The following is a 3,694-nucleotide window of genomic DNA, read 5'->3' as shown; positions in this document are numbered from 1 at the left end:
AACTGCGCCTGCAGGCCCATCGTCAGGGCCTGGACAGCGATTCCCTGGCCGCCGCCGTGGCCGCTGTGGACCTGGTGCTGGATTGCTCGGACAACTTCGCCACCCGCGAGGCGGTGAATGCCGCCTGCGTGGCGGCCAAGGTACCGCTGGTCAGCGGCGCCGCGATTCGCCTGGAAGGCCAGCTGTCGGTATTCGACCCGCGCCGCGATGACAGTCCCTGCTACCACTGCATCTACGGCCACGGCAGCGAAGCCGAGCTGACCTGCAGCGAAGCCGGGGTGGTCGGGCCCTTGGTGGGCCTGGTCGGCAGCCTGCAGGCGCTGGAAGCCTTGAAGCTGCTGGCGCAGTTCGGCGAACCCCTGGTCGGCCGACTGCTGTTGATCGATGCCCTGGGCAGCCGTTTCCGTGAGTTGCGGGTCAAGCGTGATCCGGCGTGCAGCGTCTGTGGTGCGACCCATGGGGAATAACGCGCTGAAGTTGACCGGGTTCGGCGCATCTCTGATCGGCCATCTACTGCTGGTCGATGCCCTGGGCAGTCGTTTTCCTGAGCTGCGGGTTAAGGCGTGCAGCGTCTGTGGCGGCCATGTCGAGTAACGCACCCATTGGCGTGTTTGACTCCGGCGTCGGCGGCCTGTCGGTGCTGCGCGAGATTCGCGCGCTGCTGCCCCAGGAATCGCTGCTCTATGTGGCCGACAGCGGCCATGTGCCCTATGGCGAAAAGAGACCGGAATTTATTCGCGAGCGCTGCCGGCTGCTCGCCGAGTTCCTCCTGGGGCAGGGCGCCAAGGCCCTGGTGCTGGCCTGCAATACCGCCACGGTCGCGGGAGTGGCCGAGCTGCGTGAGCTCTATCCGCAGTTGCCGATAATCGGCATGGAACCGGCGGTCAAGCCGGCGGCGGCGGCGACCCGCAGTGGTGTGGTCGGCGTGCTGGCCACCACCGGCACGCTGAAAAGCGCCAAGTTCGCCGCGCTGCTCGACCGTTTCGCCAGCGATGTGCGGGTGATCACCCAGCCTTGTCCCGGGCTGGTCGAGCGCATCGAGGCCGGTGAACTGGACGGCGCCGCCACCCGCGAGCTGCTGCAGGGCTTGGTCGCGCCGCTGCTGGCCGAGGGCTGCGACACCCTGATCCTCGGCTGCACCCATTACCCCTTTATCAAGCCGCTGCTGCGCAGCCTGGTGCCGGACTCGGTCAGCCTGATCGACACCGGCGCGGCGGTGGCCCGGCAACTGCAGCGCCTGCTGAGCGAACGCGAGCTGCTGGCCACAGGTTCGGCACAGCCGGCGCGCTTCTGGTCCAGTGGCGAGCCCGTGGCGATGCAGCGGGTGCTGCCGTTGCTCTGGGGCGAGGCGGCGTTGGTCAGCCCGCTTTAGCCGGGCCCGGCGTTATTAGTCCATAAGTCGGCTTTCTCAACCGGCAAAGGTTCCTATACTCACAGGCAGTAACGCAGCACTGTCGTTAATGGGTGGAAAAGGATAATTGCCATGAACAAAGTTGTGACCTTGGCTGCGCTTGCAGCCTTATCCCTGGGGCAGATGGCCGCTGTACAGGCCGCAGATATGAGCTTCGCCATTGGCCAGTCGAGTGAGTCGACCATGGTCTATCGCCTGGGGGCGCAGTTCGATTTCAACCGCAGCTGGTTCGAGACAGATGTGGGACGGCTGACCGGCTACTGGGACGCCGGTTATACCTTCTGGGACGGCGACGAGACCTCCAGCAACCACAGCCTGTCCGTTACTCCTGTCTTCGTTTACGAGTTTGGCGGCGGCAACGTCAAACCCTATATCGAGGCCGGCATAGGCGTGGCGGCCTTTGCCCATACCGAGCTCGAGGACAAGGACCTGGGCTCGTCCTTGCAGTTCGAAGACCGCCTCGGTTTCGGTCTGCGTTTTGCCGGCCAGGAAGTCGGCTTGCGCGCGCTGCACTATTCCAATGCCGGGCTGAAACAACCCAACGATGGCGTCGAGGCCTATACCCTGCATTACCGGATAAGTTTCTAGGTCGTAGAGTTTCGATAAAACCGGATCGCGATCCGGTTTTTTCTGTCTGCAGTTTTTCCCGCCATCCTTTCTCGGGCTAAGCAGTCGGCGTCAGGCTGACCCGCAGCCGCTCCGCTGCCAGGGGCTGGCAGTGGATGCGCACCGGCATAAAGGCCTGGATCACCTGGATATTGCTGTCCAGATGGGGCGTCCGCCGCGGCGTGGTAAAGCTGCCACCACCGGCCAGCAGCATCGGCAGCAGCAACTGATCGGCCAGATGCTCGGCCACCGCCGTGTCGCTGTGCAGCCAGTCGCGGGCCTGGTCCACAACCAGGTCGGCGACGCTCTCGGCGCGCACGCGCGGCTGACCGAAGGCGGCGAACAGCTCGCTGACCTGCTCGCAGCGCACTTCCAGTAGCAGGGCATTGCCCGGGCCCTGATCCTCCGGCAGATGGACGCAATGCAGCGCGTCTGCGGGCAGTTGCAAGCGATTGGCCAGCCGCTCCAGCTCGCGCGCGCCGACATGCCCGGGAACGCCGGCCAGCAGGCTGCGGGCCTGCTGGCTCAGCACGGCGCCGCGCCGTTCCAGGTGCAGTGGCTGCAACTGGCTGGGTTGCACGTGTAGTTCCAGTCGGCCGCCGCCAGCGGGTGCGAAACCATGGCGCAGCAGGTTCAGCTCCAGCTGTGCGCCCATGCGCCGCAACAGCGGCAGCCAGGCCAGCTGGAGAAAGTCGCTCGGCGGCGCAGCCGGGTTATGAGTGCCGCCGCTGATCTGCAGGCGGCTGTGATCGGGCGCACACAGCAACGCCGGCAGCAGCGTCTGCAACACCAGGGTGCAGCTTCCGGCGGTGCCTATGCTGAAGCGGTAGTCGCCGGCCTTGATCGGCCCGGGACTGAAGCTCAGGCTGGTCGAACCCAGCTGCGCGCCCTCGACCCGCGCACCGCAGACCTCGGCGGCGGCCAATACCGCGGTGAGATGCTGACGCAGCAGGCCCGGGCGGCTACGCTGGGCGCGGATATTGACGATACGGAAGGGCCGTCCACTGACCATCGACAGGCTCAGCGCGCTGCGCAATACCTGGCCGCCACCTATGGCGCCGTCCAGGCTTAGCAAGTCCTTGTTCATGCATTACTTCCCGATTTATCCGTCCAGTGCGTAGGGAGGGGCTCCCGAGCGCTGATGCTTATGCATTCGCGAAACTCAAGGGAGCCGTAACCCACCAGCTTTGTCGTCGATGGTGGGTTACGACGCCTTCTGACCTGTGTGCTGATAGCCCGATCAATGGATGGGCGTCTAACCCACCCTAGGTTCGTTACGGCTCAGCCCTTAACGCACACCACCTGACGCAGGGTATGCACCACTTCCACCAGCTCGCGCTGGGCGTGCATGACTTTCTCGATGTCCTTGTAGGCCATGGGGATCTCGTCTATCACGTCGAGGTCCTTGCGGCATTCCACGTGGGCGGTGGCGCGGATCTGGTCGTCCAGGCTGAACTGTTTCTTCGCCTGGGTGCGGCTCATCAGCCGTCCAGCGCCGTGGCTGCAGGAGCTGAACGCCTCTTCATTTCCCAGGCCGCGGACGATAAAGCTTTGCGCGCCCATGGAGCCGGGGATGATGCCCAGCTCGCCCTTCTGCGCCGAGACCGCGCCCTTGCGGGTGATCAGCACGTCCTGGCCGAAGTGGCGCTCCTTCTGCACATAGTTGTGGTGGCAGTT

The 3,694-nt window shown here is 65.0% G+C and carries 6 protein-coding genes; 4 read left to right on the top strand and 2 right to left on the bottom strand.

All coding sequences use genetic code 11. From position 1 onward, the window contains the following. The 4 genes from Q8Q83_RS06655 to Q8Q83_RS06640 all read left to right on the top strand — a co-directional run. Positions 1-467, top strand: a 467-nt coding sequence (locus Q8Q83_RS06655; protein WP_305622228.1) for a ThiF family adenylyltransferase, incomplete at its 5' end; no start/stop codon positions are given. Then, on the top strand, positions 457-594 hold the full coding sequence (locus tag Q8Q83_RS06650) for a hypothetical protein (RefSeq protein WP_371132374.1): 138 nt from the start codon (positions 457-459) through the stop codon (positions 592-594). The genes Q8Q83_RS06655 and Q8Q83_RS06650, both read left to right, overlap by 11 nt. Further along, the gene (gene murI / locus Q8Q83_RS06645) at positions 584-1,372 is read left to right on the top strand and encodes a glutamate racemase (RefSeq protein ID WP_305622226.1); all 789 of its coding nucleotides are present in this window, start codon (positions 584-586) and stop codon (positions 1,370-1,372) included. Before Q8Q83_RS06650 ends, murI begins: the two co-directional genes overlap by 11 nt. 111 nt (positions 1,373-1,483) lie before the next feature. Beyond that, positions 1,484-1,999, top strand: coding sequence for an acyloxyacyl hydrolase (locus tag Q8Q83_RS06640; protein WP_305622225.1), 516 nt, complete (start codon positions 1,484-1,486; stop codon positions 1,997-1,999). A 76-nt stretch (positions 2,000-2,075) separates the two neighbouring features. Here Q8Q83_RS06640 and rtcA read toward each other — a convergent pair whose 3' ends face one another. Together rtcA and Q8Q83_RS06630 are read right to left on the bottom strand one after the other, a co-directional pair. Further along, the gene (gene rtcA, locus Q8Q83_RS06635) at positions 2,076-3,104 is read right to left on the bottom strand and encodes an RNA 3'-terminal phosphate cyclase (RefSeq protein WP_305622224.1); all 1,029 of its coding nucleotides are present in this window, start codon (positions 3,102-3,104) and stop codon (positions 2,076-2,078) included. A 194-nt stretch (positions 3,105-3,298) separates the two neighbouring features. Next, a partial coding sequence (locus tag Q8Q83_RS06630) for an RtcB family protein (RefSeq protein ID WP_305622222.1) occupies positions 3,299-3,694 on the bottom strand: 396 nt, incomplete at its 5' end.

Origin of the sequence: Pseudomonas sp., from assembly GCF_030696055.1 — a bacterium.
GTDB lineage: Bacteria > Pseudomonadota > Gammaproteobacteria > Pseudomonadales > Pseudomonadaceae > Aquipseudomonas.
This window is presented reverse-complemented; position numbering and strand designations above follow the sequence as displayed.

What these genes read in the sequence shown, in the direction of transcription:
- Q8Q83_RS06650 (WP_371132374.1), top strand. Translation starts at nt 457, where the DNA reads ATGGGGAATAACGCGCTGAAGTTGACCGGGTTCGGCGCATCTCTGATC.
- murI (WP_305622226.1), top strand. Translation starts at nt 584, where the DNA reads ATGTCGAGTAACGCACCCATTGGCGTGTTTGACTCCGGCGTCGGCGGC.
- Q8Q83_RS06640 (WP_305622225.1), top strand. Translation starts at nt 1,484, where the DNA reads ATGAACAAAGTTGTGACCTTGGCTGCGCTTGCAGCCTTATCCCTGGGG.
- rtcA (WP_305622224.1), bottom strand. Translation starts at nt 3,104, where the DNA reads ATGAACAAGGACTTGCTAAGCCTGGACGGCGCCATAGGTGGCGGCCAG.